At 37.8% G+C, this 16,719-nt stretch carries 16 protein-coding genes; 8 read left to right on the top strand and 8 right to left on the bottom strand.

Translation table 11 applies throughout. From position 1 onward, the window contains the following. Positions 1 to 197 precede the first annotated feature (197 nt). The 4 genes from ACOMCU_RS17675 (at position 198) to ACOMCU_RS17690 (ending at position 3,080) form a co-directional block, all read left to right on the top strand. Entirely contained in the window at positions 198 to 539 is a 342-nt protein-coding gene (locus tag ACOMCU_RS17675) for a MerR family transcriptional regulator (protein WP_230491902.1), read from the top strand. A gap of 32 nt (positions 540 to 571) precedes the next feature. Continuing rightward, the gene (locus ACOMCU_RS17680; protein WP_421050896.1) at positions 572 to 1,891 is read left to right on the top strand and encodes a hemolysin family protein; all 1,320 of its coding nucleotides are present in this window, start codon (positions 572 to 574) and stop codon (positions 1,889 to 1,891) included. 158 nt (positions 1,892 to 2,049) lie between these two features. Further along, entirely contained in the window at positions 2,050 to 2,454 is a 405-nt protein-coding gene (locus tag ACOMCU_RS17685; RefSeq protein ID WP_010859855.1) for a hypothetical protein, read from the top strand. 182 nt (positions 2,455 to 2,636) lie between these two features. Next, positions 2,637 to 3,080: a helix-turn-helix transcriptional regulator gene (locus ACOMCU_RS17690; RefSeq protein ID WP_010859856.1), complete on the top strand. Its 444-nt coding sequence runs from the start codon at positions 2,637 to 2,639 to the stop codon at positions 3,078 to 3,080. Between the two features lie 537 nt (positions 3,081 to 3,617). Here ACOMCU_RS17690 and ACOMCU_RS17695 read toward each other — a convergent pair. Then, complete coding sequence (locus ACOMCU_RS17695; RefSeq protein WP_421050897.1) at positions 3,618 to 4,574, bottom strand: hypothetical protein; 957 nt, start codon at positions 4,572 to 4,574, stop codon at positions 3,618 to 3,620. Further along, the gene (locus ACOMCU_RS17700; RefSeq protein ID WP_421050899.1) at positions 4,567 to 5,076 is read right to left on the bottom strand and encodes an RNA polymerase sigma factor; all 510 of its coding nucleotides are present in this window, start codon (positions 5,074 to 5,076) and stop codon (positions 4,567 to 4,569) included. Before ACOMCU_RS17700 ends, ACOMCU_RS17695 begins: the two co-directional genes overlap by 8 nt. Before the next feature lie 284 nt (positions 5,077 to 5,360). Here ACOMCU_RS17700 and ACOMCU_RS17705 point away from each other — a divergent pair, with 284 nt between their 5' ends. Beyond that, a complete protein-coding gene (locus ACOMCU_RS17705; protein WP_010859859.1) occupies positions 5,361 to 6,095 on the top strand; it encodes a metallophosphoesterase in 735 nt (244 codons plus the stop codon). 38 nt (positions 6,096 to 6,133) lie between these two features. Here the strand turns inward: ACOMCU_RS17705 and cyoE are convergent, their stop codons facing one another. Continuing rightward, a complete protein-coding gene (gene cyoE, locus ACOMCU_RS17710; protein ID WP_010859860.1) occupies positions 6,134 to 7,084 on the bottom strand; it encodes a heme o synthase in 951 nt (316 codons plus the stop codon). Between the two features lie 307 nt (positions 7,085 to 7,391). On the opposite strand from cyoE, the gene proC reads away from it, so the two are divergent. Beyond that, entirely contained in the window at positions 7,392 to 8,192 is an 801-nt protein-coding gene (gene proC / locus ACOMCU_RS17715; protein ID WP_010859861.1) for a pyrroline-5-carboxylate reductase, read from the top strand. 857 nt (positions 8,193 to 9,049) lie between these two features. Here proC and ACOMCU_RS17720 read toward each other — a convergent pair. The 4 genes from ACOMCU_RS17720 to ACOMCU_RS17735 form a co-directional block, all read right to left on the bottom strand. Continuing rightward, entirely contained in the window at positions 9,050 to 9,703 is a 654-nt protein-coding gene (locus ACOMCU_RS17720) for an alpha/beta hydrolase (RefSeq protein ID WP_421050900.1), read from the bottom strand. A 183-nt stretch (positions 9,704 to 9,886) separates the two neighbouring features. Continuing rightward, complete coding sequence (locus ACOMCU_RS17725) at positions 9,887 to 10,444, bottom strand: hypothetical protein (protein WP_010859863.1); 558 nt, start codon at positions 10,442 to 10,444, stop codon at positions 9,887 to 9,889. Positions 10,445 to 10,735: 291 nt separating this feature from the next. Continuing rightward, on the bottom strand, positions 10,736 to 11,437 hold the full coding sequence (locus ACOMCU_RS17730; protein WP_421050901.1) for an O-linked GlcNAc transferase: 702 nt from the start codon (positions 11,435 to 11,437) through the stop codon (positions 10,736 to 10,738). Positions 11,438 to 12,194: 757 nt separating this feature from the next. Next, on the bottom strand, positions 12,195 to 12,674 hold the full coding sequence (locus ACOMCU_RS17735; protein WP_010859865.1) for a thioredoxin family protein: 480 nt from the start codon (positions 12,672 to 12,674) through the stop codon (positions 12,195 to 12,197). Between the two features lie 197 nt (positions 12,675 to 12,871). Here ACOMCU_RS17735 and ACOMCU_RS17740 point away from each other — a divergent pair, with 197 nt between their 5' ends. After that, the gene (locus ACOMCU_RS17740) at positions 12,872 to 15,184 is read left to right on the top strand and encodes a YhgE/Pip family protein (protein ID WP_421050902.1); all 2,313 of its coding nucleotides are present in this window, start codon (positions 12,872 to 12,874) and stop codon (positions 15,182 to 15,184) included. 80 nt (positions 15,185 to 15,264) lie between these two features. Beyond that, on the top strand, positions 15,265 to 15,774 hold the full coding sequence (locus ACOMCU_RS17745; protein ID WP_010859867.1) for a PCYCGC motif-containing (lipo)protein: 510 nt from the start codon (positions 15,265 to 15,267) through the stop codon (positions 15,772 to 15,774). A gap of 308 nt (positions 15,775 to 16,082) precedes the next feature. Here ACOMCU_RS17745 and ACOMCU_RS17750 read toward each other — a convergent pair whose 3' ends face one another. Then, the gene (locus ACOMCU_RS17750; RefSeq protein ID WP_010859868.1) at positions 16,083 to 16,619 is read right to left on the bottom strand and encodes an isochorismatase family protein; all 537 of its coding nucleotides are present in this window, start codon (positions 16,617 to 16,619) and stop codon (positions 16,083 to 16,085) included. Between the last annotated feature and the right edge of the window lie 100 nt (positions 16,620 to 16,719).

The following is a 16,719-nucleotide window of genomic DNA, read 5'->3' on the forward strand; positions in this document are numbered from 1 at the left end:
TGAACCAGCCATGAAATCAGTGCATACTTTCTCAAAAAATCTTACAATTTTGAAATATTCGAGCCTATTATTTGAATTCTATTAAACCATCACGTTATAATCAAAGTATCACGTGATGGTTCGGAGGTGTTTGTATTGGGACAGAGAAATTAAGAATTGGCGAATTTGCAGAAAAAACAGGCATTACTAAAAGAACAATTGATTACTATACAAATATTGGTCTGTTAGTAGCTGAACGATCTGCATCGAATTATCGCTACTATGAACCTACTATGATTGACCGGCTCCATTATATCGAGCAACGCAAACTGGAGGGTCTGTCACTTGAAGAAATACAGCACGAACTAAACATCACACCGTATGAAGAAATTGATGTCCAAACGCTTCGCTTAAAAATGCAAGATTTGGAGCATGATGTCACGTCTCTACTTGCGCAGATGGACAAACAAGACCAAAAAAATATACAAACAATCAAAAAAAATGTTTCGCCTGAAAGTATTGCACTTATGCAATCTTTACTACTACTCATTAATAATTAGGAGGTGACGTTCTGTTTTAACAGAACGACTATTTGGAGACCATACTTAACTTATCGATTTTTACCATTTTATTAGCATTAACAGGCTTTTTCGTGGCAACAGAATTCGCTATCGTAAAAGTACGTTCCTCAAGGCTTGACCAACTGATTGCAGAGGGCAATAAAAAAGCCATTTCTGCCAAGCATGTCGTCGATCACTTAGATGAGTACTTATCGGCCTGCCAGCTTGGTATTACGGTTACAGCACTTGGTATCGGGATGGTCGGTGAAAAAACCTTTGAATTTATGCTACATCCACTTTTTGAAATGGTCGGTATTTCCGATAAGTACATGACAATTTTTACAATTGGTTCAGCTTTCGCCATCGCAACATTCCTACATGTTGTTGTCGGAGAATTAGCACCTAAAACAGCTGCCATCCAAAAAGCAGAAACGATTACACTACTTTTTGCTAAACCAATTATGGCTTTCTATAAATTAATGTATCCATTCATTTGGTTTTTAAACGGCTCTGCCCGTGTTCTCGTTGGCTTATTTGGCATGAAGCCCGCTTCTGAGCATGAACTATCACATACAGAGGAAGAATTACGTCTTTTGCTTTCTGAAAGCTTTAAAAGCGGTGAAATCAATAAAAACGAGTTAAAATTCGTTAATAATATCTTTGAATTTGACGAACGCATTGCACGCGAAATTATGGTGCCACGAACGGAAATAGTAGGTATAGAAAAAAACGAATCATTTACAGATATCATTCACTTTATCGCCTCAGAAAAATATACACGATACCCCGTTTATGACGGTGACCGTGATAATATTTTAGGCTCACTCAACTCAAAGGAATTATTCACCCATGGATTGATTGAGCAGTTAACAGACGAATCATTAGTGCTTGAAAATTTTATTAATCCCGTTATTCGTGTTATTGAGACAATCCCAATTCATGAATTACTCGTACGTATGCAAAAAGATCGTATTCATATGGCGATTTTAATGGATGAATATGGCGGTACTTCTGGTTTGGTAACGGTAGAGGATATTTTAGAGGAAATCGTCGGTGAGATCCGTGATGAATTTGATGGTGATGAAATTGCTGAAATTCGAAAAGTAAGTGAAAATCATTATATATTAAATGCAAAAATGCTTGTAGAAGATGTTGAAAATTTATTGCAAGTCAAACTTGATGCAGAAGAGGTAGAAACACTAGGCGGCTGGTTTTTAACAGTTAATAATGCCAATAAAATAGCCAAAAACATTGAGCTTGCTCCCTATGTATTTAGCGTCTATGAACAACAAGGTCACCAATTACATTATGTAGAGGTTCGACCTTTACGAAAATCAGCAGAAATTAAATAAACCTGCTACTGTTTTATTGATAGTTTTTATTAAATATACATTAAATCACACTATACTAATAGGCTATTCTATCCAAATGTACTTGTCTTGTTCCATTATTAGCCATCCCCCTATATAATGAAACTATGAATTTGATTCTATTCTCAGGGGGCAATGCTATGAAATTATTCAAGCTTTATCATTCGGACGGTATTCACATTATTACCGACGTAAAAAAACACAAAACAAATATCGAATTAAAAACTATTACAGGTGAAGTATTATATATAATCGTTGTAACTGACGAAAATTATACAGTGTATGATGACCGTTTTGCTGGTGCTTCTAAGCAGTTAAATTCTGTAGAGGCATTTGATATTGACGGTAGCTTCCGAAGCCTAGACTTCGATAATATGCGCACACTATTCAAAGAGGCCTTCACAAAACTGTTACAGGAAATCGCTGAGTGCGTGAATGATAAAGACGAGCTAGTAGATATTGATACACTTCGTCATAAAGTAAGTGCTCAAATTAAAGGCATTCACTTCAGAGTCATCTCTGACACGAAAAAATACGAATATTAATAGCCTTTTCTCATTATTAACATTAAATAGACTGCTCAATGTGGATTATTCCATTGAGCAGTCTATTTATTTTTGTGCGTATTCTATCAATCTTAATACATGTTCCATCGGTCATAGCCGCTCCCACTTTTTCAACTTTCATGTATAATGGAGCTTAACAACCTGAAAGAAAGGGTGTTTGGATGAATCGTGAACAACTAATCACACTCGTTACAGAAAAACTAAAATTAATTCGAACAGAAAAAGCGTTAACACAGGATCAGATGAGTGATTTGCTGGGTCTTTCAAAAAAAACACTTGTCCAGATTGAAAAGGGACGTATTCAAACAGGCTGGACAACAGCCGTAGCCATTTGTGCCCTATGCCGTGACAGCTCCATTTTACAACACGAACTCGGAGGTGATCCTCTCGAGGTCATCGATTTAATCGCCAATCACGGGACATTACAACCGAAAGATAAAACAATGGGTGGCTACATATGGTGGAAAAATCTTAGCGAACGCAATGGCTATCGCCTACAGCAAAACGTTATCAGTAATCACTATCGAATTTTAGATACCAACAACTACCGCCTTCTCTCTTCGTTTGACGAGCAAATCACCATGCAAGTATGGGAGAAACTATAAGGTTCCTTTGACTGAGTCAAGATAGTCCATAACAAGGTCTATCTACTAGAACTGTATCTAAAAAGTCCTTCAAACAATAACGCCGTCCGCCTATTATGGTAAAAATCCGCTTCACTTTCCGCAGGCAAGGCATGAGCCGCATTGCGCACTGCTATCTCATGCACTTGCCATACCTTTTCCTGTCGCTATTTTTCACTCACGTTTTCATCGTAAAACCAATTCGTAGGAGTCTACTGGTGATTATTACCCTTTTATCGAAAAATAGCCTACTGAATCAATCAATTTCATAATTCACTTTCATATCAATAAAGGCGAAGATGATGAAAGAAAACAAAGCAATTGTTCCTATCACATAAGTATATTCCGCTACAGGCGGACGCTTTCCGCGGAGCACCGATCCTTTGCTTTTTTCTCGCTGGAGTTGCCTCTTTACGCTCCTACCAAAAATGTTCGTGTTTCTTTATAGAAAAAATATTTATGAAATGACTTCTAATAGAAACCTAAAACTTCTTGCTTTACTTTTGGGACAGCCTCATATTAAGAAAGCATGTAAAATAAAATGACAAAAATATATGCAACATATAAATAACGCAATAGTAAATAGCCAGATTGCGGAGTTAGCTTTCGATTAATCCAATACTGCCAATAACATATCATGATTACACCTGGCGTGATGCATCCAATAAATAACGGTTGAGCAAATTTGAATAAATGTAGCATCCCCAATATGAACAAGAGGCTCACCCAAATTATATCCACAGCCACCCATTTTTTTTGTGGGAATAGCTCTGGCTTTTTCGGAAGTTTGTATTTTTTCAATATTAATCGAGTCAACAAAGCGTTTAGTAAAACCGCCACAATTAATATGATAGATCCCTTAATTGAAATGTGTGAAAAATCTTTCTGGAGCTGCCATATCTCTTCTCTTACTTCTAATGCAGTTGCCTCAGGAATCATGTGAAAAACTTTTGTATCCCAATCCAACATTAATAGTTCGCCGTCAGTAGCAGCATAGTGATACCACTTTAGACGTTGTTGATGCCCATCTTGAAATGTAATGACCAAATCATAAGCTTCGCTGTCAAAATCCTTTACCACATTTGCGGGCAATTGCGTGTTTTGCTGTAAAGCTAAAAGTTTTTCTAGCTGTTGATAGGCTGTTGATGTGAGCTTTTCTACACCCAAATATAATCTTGAGTCCTTGCCATTAAATTGATTGGGTGTATCTGTTTCATAAAAATGAACCGTACGAATAGCATTCGACAAAGGTAGGGTCGCATTTTTATTCGAATAGTTACTTTCAGTTATTAGCATCGCCATAATCAGTACTAACATCGCAAGTACCACTGTAAACACCGTCCGATATTGCCAGTGGTTGGATCTTGTCTTCTTCTGCAATCTCCCCTGTAGTTTTCTCCAGGTTTCCTCCTTTTCTGCATCGTTTCGCTTAACTTCCTGCATTTCCTGTAACAAATGATTTAGCTTTTCATTCATAAGTTAACCCCTCCTCCCCTAAGTGTTTTCTTAGTGTCTGTAAGCCTCTTGCTGTATTATTTTTCACCTTGGCCTCGCTCCACCCAAGTAACTTCGCCGTATCTTTTACTGAAAGTTCTTCTAAATAACGTAAGATAATTGCTTCTCGATATTCGAGCTTAATTTTATAAAGCGCTAGGAATACTGCTGAAAAATCCTCCCCTTTTATTAGAAATTCCTCTGGTAGTACAGTTTCATCTCGGATACATTCGTTATGAACAAACGGGATAAATCGCAAAATTTTCTTGCGCCGAAAATGGTCGTATACTAGGTTTCTTGCTATTTTACGTAGCCACGTATGAACGTTTGATTCTTGTCTGTATGTATGGAAATGTTGAAAGGCTTTATAGAACGTTTCCTGCGTTAAATCCTCGGCCATCTCCTTATTGCCTACTAAATAATAAATGTATTTATAAATGGCATCACTATGCATCTTATAGTCCTGTTGAAATTGTTGTAGCACATATTTCCCTCCTTTCCTACCTCAACTCTATAGACGAATGAATAAAGAAATGGCATCACCCCGACATATGATAAAGTGAAACTATTAACAGTAGAGATACACACTGACTATTAGTTAATACATATGGACGGGGTCACTGTTACTTGGATGTCTTACTTACTCATAGTTAAAAATGGTTGATGTAGTAACCGTCAAACATGCTCAAAGTAGAACAGTCGAATTTTGTAGAACATTTCTCTATACTTAATAGTAACCGCGTTTATACTGGAAAGGATGCTGTTTTTATGACACGAATACTAGCAATTAGTGATATCCACGGGGAATTAGACCTTTTTGAAGAATTATTAGTAAAGGTAAAGTATGATGCTACTCAAGATCAGTTATTTTTACTTGGTGATTATATCGACCGAGGACCTTCTTCTAGCGGGGTTTTAAATTTAGTAAGTGAACTACAAGCAAAGGGTGCTCGTGTTTTGCTTGGCAATCATGAAGCTATTATGTTAAAAGCCTGTCGCTCAGGCCTTCCTAAGTCTTGGAAGCATTGGATTAGTCTTTGCGGGGGAGATGCAACACTGTCAAGCTATGGCTTTCAGGCAGAAGACTTTGAAGAGGCCCTTAACAGCGATACATTACCTAGTTTTATTCAAACTTTACCTAAGCTCGAAGAACATTTACAGTTAATTGAAACGTTTGAAACCTATATTGAATTAGAAGATGCTATTTTTGTCCATGCCGGAGTGGTGCCTGGTATAGCTATAGAGGATACTGATCCCTTGCAGTTATTATGGATTCGAGAAGAGTTTCATGCAAACTATGCAGGGGAAAAAACCGTGATTTTTGGGCATACCTCAACTTATAGGCTTCACCACGATCCAACCAATTTCAATGTCTATTTTGGGGAAAATAATATAATCGGAATTGATGGTGGAGCTGTTTTTGGTGGTCAACTACATGCCTTGGAATGGCCGAGTTGCCACATAACCTCCGTGGAAAGGGAAAAGCCAACAAGCGAAGAATAACTTGTTGGCCTGTCCTTTTCTATACAATTTCAATATCCTTAATATAATTTAAATATAACGCCTACCAATGAGTAAATAATAACCGTTGAAAATAGGATTGTCATATGAAATAGAGAGAAGACAAACATTTTCGTCGCCCACTTCACTTGATCCTTATTGCTATGATAGCCGTAAATACTCATCACAAGCCATGCTACACTTAATAATAACGCAACGAGCATGATACCCACGCTCAATGAACCGAATAAAAAACTAGATAAAATGAGTAAAATCAAATAAAAGTTCGTTTGATAGTAAGTGCGACGCATTCCTTTAACAACAGGTAACATCGGTACACTTGCCGCTTCATAATCAACACGCTTACGAATGGCAATGGCGTAAAAATGAGGCATCTGCCATATCACCATCACAAAAAATAAACCCATTAAGGCTGGGTGCGTAATATCAGATGCTACAGCGGACCAACCGATTAACGGAGGTACAGCTCCCGATATACTACCAATTTCCGTATTATAAATTGTGCGACGTTTTGTCCACATTGTGTAAGGCACTACATATAAAAAGAGGCCTAGGAAGCCAAATAGTGCAGCAAGTGGTGAAGCAAGTGCTAGTACTCCTACCCCAACAATGAGCATAGCAATAGCAAGCATCAACGTTGCTTTCGCTGACATTTCCCCTGTTACAGTTGGGCGATTTTTTGTACGTGGCATAATGGCATCAATATCACGATCATACACATTATTAAATGCTCCTGCTGCCCCTATTACGAGAGCAGAACCGATTGTTGCAAAAATTATTTCTGGTATATTACCCATTAATGTCATTTTATTTTTATACATACCTAGCGCCAATCCAGCCCACATGGGAATTAAATTGGACTTAATAATCCCAGTTTTCACTGTCTGCGCCAAAATATCAGAACGCGAATGCTTCTCTAAAGTTGTTTCTACAGATTGTGGATTGTGCTCCGTTTTTAGATTCTGTTCCATTCATCTTAATTCCTTTTCTCTCATAATTTCTACACGCTTTCCTCCCCCGATAGAAAGCGACAAATTTTGCATCAAACATATCAAATTATTATTTTACCTCTTTTGGAACGAGTATGTCTCAAAGTTCACATAAAGTACATGATTTCGTAAATAAACGATGCATGTCCATTTCACAACTCCTTCTATGATACCACCGACTGTCATGAATTTGAACCGTATTGCCTTCATTCCTGCATATTGCTATTCAAGAAAAACTTTCTGTTCTATACTTATATGTATGTTCTACTAAACGAAGGAGTGTTACCCAGTGAAATACGGATTTATTGGCCTAGGAAATATGGCCACTGCCATTATTAAAGGGATGTGCAAAAGCGGTGATTTCCAGTCCAATTTTATATACGGCTATAATCGTACAAAAGCAAAAACAACAAAATTAGCAACCTCTTATGGCATACAAGCAACTGACTCTATAGAAGAGTTAATGTCAACTTGTGATGTTATTATTTTAGGCGTCAAACCACAAATGTTACCCGATGTTTTACCTGAAGTAAGAACGTATTTGCAAGAAAAGCATGTGATTGTTTCTATTGCCGCAGGAAAAAATTTAACGTACTTACAAGGGTATTTATCAGAGGTCACACCCATTATTCGTGTTATGCCAAACATCAATGCTCTGATCGGTGCTTCTACAAGCTGTTATATGGCAAGTGAACAAGTCACAACAACACAACTTCAATTTGTCACAACTTTATTCGAAACTGTTGGTACCATTATCGAAGTACCAGAACATTTATTTTCGATTTTCACAACCATTGGCGGTGCTTCACCAGCATTTACCTATATGTATATTGATGCTTTAGCTCGAGCGGCAGTACGTGAAGGTATGCCTAAAAATATGGCGCTCGAAATCGCTGCAAATGCAGTACTTGGCAGTGCGAAAATGATATTACAATCACAAGAACACCCCTGGTCACTTGTCGACCAAGTATGTTCACCTGGTGGTACTACTATTCAAGGTGTATCCTCCCTACAAAGTAATCATTTTGAAACAACGATTCATGATGCCGTTGCAGCGGTAACGGATAAAGATCGTAGCTTGTCAAAATAACGCAGAACGTCTTTCTCTGATAGAATTCGGCTCCGTTCGAAGAAAAAGGTCTTGAAAACACTAAGTATTTTCGAGACCTGAGATGCTACAAATGAATAGATAAAATTAAAATCAATAGCAGCTTCCAATTTACGTACTAACTGGTCTTCAGGCACCATTTGGTCCATTGTCAGCATTTCTAATGATATATCGTTCACTATTACTATTGTTCGTCAACCTATCCATCACCTCCATCATTTATAGACGTACACGAGTTGATTGGCGCGTAGGCGGCGACTTCTGCAAAGAATAGCATGAACTGAATGCCCCGCAGGAGCGTAGCGACGAGGAGTCTGAAGCCATGCCCGCGAAAAGCATCCACCGTAGCGGAAAGAAACGGGTTCATGTATATACTTCTATATTTGCTACTAATGGATAGATAAAATTAAGATCAATAGCAGCTTCCAATTTGCGTACAAAATGGTCTTCAGGCACTATTTGGTCTATTGTCAGCACTTCTAATTGTTGTCGTTCATTATTTATATTTCTTCATCCTATCCATCATCTTTATAACCGTACACTAGTTGATTGGAGCGCAGGCGGCGACTTCTGCGGGAATCGCATGCGTTGAGGGCCCCGCAGGAGCGTAGCGACGAGGAGTCTGAAGCCATCGTCTGAAGCCATGCCCGCGAAAAGCGTCCGCTGTAGCGGAAAGCAACGGGTTCATTTAGATACTTCTATATTTAAAAGAAGAGAGACTGTAAACAAACTCAGTTTTTTGAGGTTGTCTATTATCCATTAATAAAAAGAACACCACTATCACATAAAAACAGAGTATCTCAAATCATAATCATTTGAGACACCCTGTTTTTTGTCATTTAATGCACGTTGTCTAGTAATTCTTTTGCTAAAAACACACCTAAATCCTGCATATTTTCTGGTGTGACACCGTGCCCATCTGGATACTGCTTGAATGTTACACGTGCACCAAATTGTTCAAACATTTCCTTGCTCTCAACGCCCCACTGAGATGGTATAACGTAATCATAATCACCATGTGAGATAAATATTTGTAGATGATTGATTGGACGAATAGCGTACTCTTCTGTTACAAATTTCGGCATGTATCCACTAAGTGCTACAACACCACGAATTAAATTCCCCATGACGAAAGCCAGGGATTGCGCTAAAACTGCACCTTGACTAAAGCCTACTACGTAAACTTTATGTGGATCGATTTGATATTCTTCAATCGCTTCAAGCATAAAACGTTGTAGAGCCACTAACACCTGATCGAAAATTGCACGATCTGGCTTACCGACTTCTTGTATCGTAAAAAATGCATAGCCTGGCTTTTGTGTAATTGGACCACGTAAGCTAAAAATATGGCACTGCTCTTTGAAATTTTGCACTAATTGCGGCAAGTCATGCTCATTACTGCCCATACCATGCAGTAAAAAGATTGCTGGGTATTTTTTATGTGGGTCCATATTGGACGGTTGTGAATGTTTAAATGTAAATGGTGTATTCATGGGCAAAATTCCTTTCAAATAACATTACTACTATTTTACCATACTCAATTATTATCCTGCACAAATGTTGGTTTATTTACTTCTTATCTCATCTAAAAACGTAAATCTTACTCCTACTTCAGCATTTGTAAGACTCACTGCAATAAAAAGACTCCACTGCACAAAGGAAGGGAGTCAATATCATTACATTAATTTGGTTTTGTTGATGAGACCATCTGTATGATAAGCAATATAACCATTGATAATACGAATTGTTTCCTGTGGCTCGGCATCAAAAAGTACCTTCGATTGTTCTGGAGTAGATACTAGCACCGTCAATAAATCCATGCGCATTGAATGTCCTGCTGAACTATAGGCATAATCATAAACGATATCTTCTTCTGTTAAGCCTTGCGTTTCATACTGTTGATGGAACAATTCCTTTGCTGTATCCATTTGTTCAGCAACTTGCTGACGAATACGCATTTGGTGCATCAGTAGCTCTTCTTCAAGTACAGTTGGCTTTAACCACTGTTTTTTTACAAGCATTTTTAAAAATTCTTTTTCCCAAATTTGCTCATTTTCTGTGAAATATAGCATATTCATCATCAGCATATCCCAAAAAGCGGTTTGTGATTGCACAGACTCTCGCTGCATTGTAATGGTCTCTTTAAAATGCTGTTCGACCTGGGTAATATTCATGTTTCGAACTAAATGGTTACATACATTTTCTATAAATTTATTCGCCACTTCTTGTGCCATTATAAAAACCCGTCCTTTATATCTACAAATCATTTCACATCTATCATACCATGATTGTAGAACATAAATAAACGGGCAACGTTTAGGCTTTTACACGTGGTTGTTGGAATAACAATGAAACTCAAGGACATCCTGGCTCATCTCAACCAAATAGCTGACTCAATAAAAGGTCAACTGCTTAATCGACGGTAATCCTGCTTGTTTCTATTGTCTTACTCGCCTACAAGCGTTTCTATGTACGCATTGTCATGATAACCGTCCAATATTTTTGGACAGTCATGGCGCTTTAATTTATGAAAATACATAGCTATCCATATTGGTAATGGTATTTTGGATAGCCTCTTTTAACGATAGCTGATGCTCAACACAATCAGCAAGTGCTTCCTCTAATGTAATAGCGGCATTCGCTATAAAAGGAGCCATTTGTAAATCTTTTGCTAATTGGATAAGAACGAGTGCCTTATTCCACTTCCAACGTGCATTTGTTGGATCAAGAATAATTGCTTGCTCTAAATAACCGAGTGCATCAAACGGCATCCAGCCAAAGCGATGCATCGTTTGACCCGTTATCCCCCAATATAATCCCTTATTTGGATTCTCCGTCACTGCCTGTTTGAAACAATGCACACTTTCATTATAATGATGGGCAAATAGGAATAGCTCGCCCTGAGTAAAGAAGGATTGCGCCTTTTCGTTCGCTGTGCCCGTTTTCGCCATTTCCTCAAGTTCTTTCACACGCTTCGCAAATGCAGCCTCATCCTTTATAGCACGAATTTCTACGACAACAGCTGATTCAGGATAGCTTTCATCAGCTCGTTCACCATGCTGTATTTCTACTGAAAGTGTTGGCTTTGGATATTTCGCAAAATCATACCCCTCAAGTAAAGCAATATATTTATCAGCTATTGCCTTGTCAGGTCCTTCAGCTACTTGCTTTGCCATTTCATAACATCTCATCAACTCTCCATTGTAAAAATAATCATCCATTGTCATACATCTTTCCCCCAGTTTACAATTCATCAGTATGTATAGTATACACTACAAAAAACATGACAAGATAGAATGCTTTTTACAACTAAAAGTCCAAGCAATCTCCACACATTCCACAATCAACAGGTCTATTCTAGCTTACTCTATCATTCTTTAAAGTGACGCCAAAGAAAGAGCCAGCCTTCAAAAGGCATCGACAATGGTACTCTCGTCTTTTGTGGTTAGTTTTTCGAAATTTCCTGGAAATAAAAGGACACATATCCTGCATACACGATTTCTTTTAAGATGCGATAGAAAATCTGTTTAAATATAGCTGAATCTTTAATGCGACGTTCATAATTGTCATCGATAGACCTGCACTAGTTGGTTGGAGCGCAGGTGGCGGAGCGACTAGGAGACTGAAGCCATGCCCGCGAAAAACGTTCGCTGTAGCGGAAAGAAACGGGTTCATATAGAGTCTTCAGTCACCATTTGATCAATTGGGCAGCATGTCTAATTGATCAAATGGTGCTATTTTTCATCATCCTATCCATCACCACAATCATTTTTAGACGTACACGAGTTGCTTGGAGCGCAGGCGGCGACTTCTGCGGGAATAGCATGAGCTGAAGGCCCCGCAGGAGCGTAGCGACGAGGAGACTGACGCCATGCCCGCGAAAAGCGCCCGCCGTAGTGAAAAGCAACGGGTTCATATAGATAGTTCTATTTTAAAAGAAAAAAGACTGTCCAAAAGTAAATTTTGGACAGTGACTTTGTAAAGCTATTTTTTTAATACTTCTGAATTAAAGAATGCACGTAAGTCTTCCTCTTGTAACGCACCTTCGAAACGATTTACCTCTTTGCCATCTTCAAAACGGATGAATGTTGGTGTTGCTTTAATGCCGTATTTATCCCATAACTCATCATACTCATAGACATTTATTTGCGCAATATCGACACCAAGCTCATCAGCAATTGGCATTAACTTAGGTGTGAAAGCTTGACAGTGCACACAAATTGGACTGAAGAAATAAGCATTCACATCTTCACCTGCTTCGATTTTTGCTTCTAGCTCGTCAGGGAGCATAATGTTTTGGTAATTTTCATCATCCAATTGGTCAATTGTTTCTTGTTTTAATTTTTTGTCACCGTAGGGGTTATTTCCACTCGATAGTTTGTTATTGTTAGACACATTTGTTAGCACAATCACCGCTGCAAATAATACAACAATAATCGATCCGATAATTAATAGCTTTTTCAATGGACAAGCTCCTCCTTTTTCACACTAAAACATCCTAGTTTTAGTGTATCCGGAATTGATTATAAAGTGTTTTGAAATCCTAGTAAACTAATTAGTCTTTGAACTTAAGATTTCTCACTATTCAAACATAATTCAGATGTTTTTTGGAAAACTACTACCTATAAATGCTCAAAATGAATTTGGAGTGAAATGTAGCTATGAAACACACTTTCCATCATGTTTTCAAAATTTATAAAAATGATATCCATAACATATTAACAAACTGGGTAGTTGCTGTCATTATTGGTGGACTCATCTTTTTACCTTCTCTTTATGCCTGGCTTAATATTTACGCCTCGATGGACCCTTATGCTCATACAGCAAATATGAAGATTGCCGTTGTCAATGAAGACACCGGAGCAACTGTAAAGGGAGAAGATATAAATATCGGAAAGGAATTAACCGTTAATTTAAATGCCAATAAAAATTTTGCCTGGCAATTTACTTCAAGGCAAAAGGCTGTCGCTGACTTAAATAACGGCGACTATTTTGCAGTCATCATTGTTCCAACTGATTTTTCCGAAAAGCTGACGTCAATTCTTACTGATAAACCGACAAAAGCGCACATCGATTATTATGTAAATGAAAAAATTAATCCGATTGCGCCCAAAATTACTAGTAAAGGAGCCAGTGTTTTAACCCAACAAGTTTCCAGTGAATTTATATCCACCGTCAATGGAACACTTTTTTCTATTTTCAATACACTTGGCGTTGAAATGGAACAAGACATCCCAGACTTTAGAAAATTTGAAAACTATATTTTCACCATCGAACAACATCTGCCAGATATTGAATCATTTCTAATTCAAACATCTAAAGATGCGCAAAAAGCAGAAAAATTAATGAATCAAGCTACAACGCAAATCCCTGAAGTTCAAAAAATGACAACTGATGGAATTACAACTGTTCAAAAAGGCTTACATCTTATTAATGAGGCCGAAGCGGTGTTCAATAAAATATCTCCTATTGTCAAAAAGGATTTACAAACCGTAAAAAATATAGCAAATCAATTTACCCAGCTTTTTGAAAAACTAGAACATGCCAATTTAGATACATCTGGTTTAACGCAAGCCAAAGAGGACCTTCAAAACCAAGTAAATTTGTCTCTGCAGAAAGTAAATAGCAGCATTCAAACACTCGAGGCATTAAAAAAATTAACCCAAGCGGAGACTGCGACTCGACAACAACTTGAAAAAGATTTACAAAACGTGCTTACTTCACTTCAACAAACTGATTCACAAGATGTCATTCATCCGTTAGCAAGTAAGCAAATTATACAACAGCTTGAAACCCTTCAAGGCAATTTGCAAGTTAATCCTAGTATAAGCGATTATTCCTTCAGCTCACTAACTGCCTTAAATCAGCTAAAATCTAACCTAATAGAGCTATCTGGAAATTTACAGCAGTTGGGTCATGTAGATGCGGAGACGATAAAAAAAGACGTCGCTGATGTACAACTGGTCGCACAAAACGCAGCAAATCGAATAAATGAATTTCTTAGTTACTACGTTAATCAGCTAGAGCCACAAATTCAAACGACTTTGACAACTGCAAAAAATACATTAACAAATGCCTCCTCCATGCTGACAAAGGTACAAACAATTATTCCACAGGCCTCACAATTATTAACCAATGCGCAAAAAACATTAGCTACCGCAAATAATACCCTTGCTGTTGCACAATCAGATTTTCCTACGTTAAGCAAAAAAATTATCGAACTGGCAAATAAGCTCAGAACACTTGAAAATGAAGCAGATCTATCCGAAATCGTGCAATTATTAAAAAATGATGTTAATGCCGAACGAGATTTCTTTGAAGAACCCATTAAACTAGAAGAACATAGAATGTTCCCCATCGCTAATTACGGAACAGCTATGACACCTTTTTATACAGTGTTATCTATTTGGGTTGGTTGTTTATTATTGATATCACTTCTTGCAGTGAATATCCACCAGACAGAGCTCTATAGTGTGCGTGAAGTATATTTTGGCCGCTTACTAACATTTACTACTCTTTCCTTTATTCAAACACTTATCATTACAATTGGTGATGTTATCATGCTAGACGGTTCAATCAGTGCGCCCTATTATTTTATATTATTTGGTCTTGTTATTAGCATTGTATTTGTCACAGTGGTCTACACGCTTGTGTCTGTATTTGGAAATGTGGGCAAAGCATTAGCGATTGTTATGCTGGTCTTGCAAATTGCAGGTTCAGGTGGCACATACCCTGTTGAATTATTACCAAAGTTTTTTCAATCCCTAAACCCATTTTTACCTTTTACCTACGCAATTGAAATGATGCGTGAGGCAGTTGGTGGCATCATATGGACAAAAGTTTGGATAGATCTCACTTTTTTACTAGGGTTTTGGTTATTCTTTATACTGTTTGGTTTCTTCTTAAAAAAATTATTGAGCGAAAAAATGGAACTTTTAATGAACAAAACACGTGGTTCAGATATATTTCATTGATAATCGTCCTTGTCTTCTATATATGTTCAGTCGAACGATGATATAATGGAAGCATTGTAAACATGTAGGAGGCGCTATCTTTGAAAAAACTTACATCTATTTTTGTTATGGCATTACTCGTTTTAAGTGCATGTGGAGAAGAAAAACAAGTAATTGAACAACAACCAACCGAATCACAAAGTGAAAGCTCACATGACGGGCATGATCATGCTTCTGGAGATATTCAGGAGGAAACTGCCGGTGCTGATGTGCTACCATCTTTTTTAGATAGTCAGTCAGAAAATATTCGACTGGTGTATCAAATTGCTGGTCAATCAACAGAGATTCTAGAATGGATGCCATGTTACTGTGGTTGCGGTGAATCCGCTGGGCATAAAAGTAATTTGAACTGCTTCATTCAAGAAAAACGTGAAGATGGGACAATGGTGTGGGATGATCATGGTACCCGTTGTATGGTATGTTTAGAAATTGCCCTACAATCAGCAAAAATGCATAAAGACGGTATGAGCCTAAAAGAAATTCGTCAAACGATCGATGACACTTATAAAAATGGCTATGCCAAACCAACTCCAACAGAGATGCCCGCTTAAAATACAAAAAACTCATCGTATTGATGAGTTTAAACTATAGACAAACTCAAAAAATTGAGTTGTTTACAGTTTTTTTCTTTTAAACATTGAAGTATATATGAACCCGTTGCTTTCCGCTACGGCGGACGCTTTTGCAGGCATGGCTTCATTTTGGACATCGCAAAGACCAAAAATGGAAGAAAATAGTTATTCGTAGCGTACTACTGTCGTTGCTAATAGGGGTTATTCAAACTACTATTTCTGATAAAATTTCAAAAGGTATTCGGCATGTGATCATTCCGAATACCTTTTGTCATCAATCTAAAAACTTATTTAATGAGTTGTAATACTGTTTTAAAATGTGCATGATCCGCTCTTTGAAGTAGCTCATATAGAATCATTTCTGTACTCGTCGGCAAAATCTCTAGTGCCTTCAATTTTTCAAGGCCAATCTCTTTGTTCGCCTTTGTTCGTGAAGATACGGCATCCACTACAACCTCGACCTCAAAGCCCTGCTCTTTTAACTGTCTTGCTGTTTGGTACACACAAATATGTGTTTCGATACCTGTCACAATAAACTGTGTACGGCCGCTTGCCTTCATTGCATCGACAAAAACATCCTCCTGACATGCACTAAAGGCTATTTTAGCAATCGGTTGCCCCTGTAGGTGCTGTGCAATGTCTAGCGCTGTGCCACCTAAACGACTTGGATTTTGTTCGAGCCATAGAATGGGTACTTCCAGTGCGTTCATAGCCTGTACTAATTTTGCTACATTTTGAATGACAGCCTCACTGTCATCTACAATTGTCGCTAATTTGCCTTGTACATCAACCACAACAAGACAAGCTTCCTCTACTGTAAACATTAAAACACCCCTTATCTCAATATTCACAGTTAATTATACCGAAAATTTTATGTTTATGTTGAGTTTTATGCTATTCCTTCAAGAGTCGGCGAATTGTCCA

Origin of the sequence: Lysinibacillus sp. UGB7 (assembly GCF_049058285.1) — a bacterium.
Lineage (GTDB): Bacteria > Bacillota > Bacilli > Bacillales_A > Planococcaceae > Lysinibacillus > Lysinibacillus sphaericus_B.

What these genes read in the sequence shown, in the direction of transcription:
- ACOMCU_RS17685 (WP_010859855.1), top strand. Translation starts at nt 2,050, where the DNA reads ATGAAATTATTCAAGCTTTATCATTCGGACGGTATTCACATTATTACC.
- ACOMCU_RS17690 (WP_010859856.1), top strand. Translation starts at nt 2,637, where the DNA reads ATGAATCGTGAACAACTAATCACACTCGTTACAGAAAAACTAAAATTA.
- ACOMCU_RS17695 (WP_421050897.1), bottom strand. Translation starts at nt 4,574, where the DNA reads ATGAATGAAAAGCTAAATCATTTGTTACAGGAAATGCAGGAAGTTAAG.
- ACOMCU_RS17705 (WP_010859859.1), top strand. Translation starts at nt 5,361, where the DNA reads ATGACACGAATACTAGCAATTAGTGATATCCACGGGGAATTAGACCTT.
- cyoE (WP_010859860.1), bottom strand. Translation starts at nt 7,084, where the DNA reads ATGGAACAGAATCTAAAAACGGAGCACAATCCACAATCTGTAGAAACA.
- ACOMCU_RS17720 (WP_421050900.1), bottom strand. Translation starts at nt 9,703, where the DNA reads ATGAATACACCATTTACATTTAAACATTCACAACCGTCCAATATGGAC.
- ACOMCU_RS17725 (WP_010859863.1), bottom strand. Translation starts at nt 10,444, where the DNA reads ATGGCACAAGAAGTGGCGAATAAATTTATAGAAAATGTATGTAACCAT.
- ACOMCU_RS17730 (WP_421050901.1), bottom strand. Translation starts at nt 11,437, where the DNA reads ATGACAATGGATGATTATTTTTACAATGGAGAGTTGATGAGATGTTAT.
- ACOMCU_RS17740 (WP_421050902.1), top strand. Translation starts at nt 12,872, where the DNA reads ATGAAACACACTTTCCATCATGTTTTCAAAATTTATAAAAATGATATC.
- ACOMCU_RS17750 (WP_010859868.1), bottom strand. Translation starts at nt 16,619, where the DNA reads ATGTTTACAGTAGAGGAAGCTTGTCTTGTTGTGGTTGATGTACAAGGC.